The following is a 290-nucleotide window of genomic DNA, read 5'->3' as shown; positions in this document are numbered from 1 at the left end:
ATAAAAATCGTCCAGTGTGATTCCGCCCGGTCTTATGGATTCCGTCGCATCGATAGCGATAATTTCCGGCTTTACTTCCATCAGTTCGTCGATCTCTTTCATCGTAGGCGTAATGTACACACAACTATCTTCATAGTCCCGCTTAATAATGCCTATGACTGGAAGATCTACATTTTTTCTGATTTCTGCAATATCTTCCGGCGTATTGGCACGGATTCCAAATGCTCCCCCTTCAGCAGCCGCAAGTGCCATTCTTCCCATGATAAAAGAAGAATGAAGCGGTTCATGGG

1 pseudogene is annotated in these 290 nt (G+C 44.8%); it reads right to left on the bottom strand.

Annotation, left to right across the window (positions count from 1 at the left end):
• Nucleotides 1-290, bottom strand: a pseudogene (locus tag HJY11_RS13520) (N-acetylmannosamine-6-phosphate 2-epimerase); the annotation flags it as partial.

Source organism: Bittarella massiliensis (ex Durand et al. 2017) (assembly GCF_017566145.1).
Lineage (GTDB): Bacteria > Bacillota > Clostridia > Oscillospirales > Ruminococcaceae > Bittarella > Bittarella massiliensis_A.
This window is presented reverse-complemented; position numbering and strand designations above follow the sequence as displayed.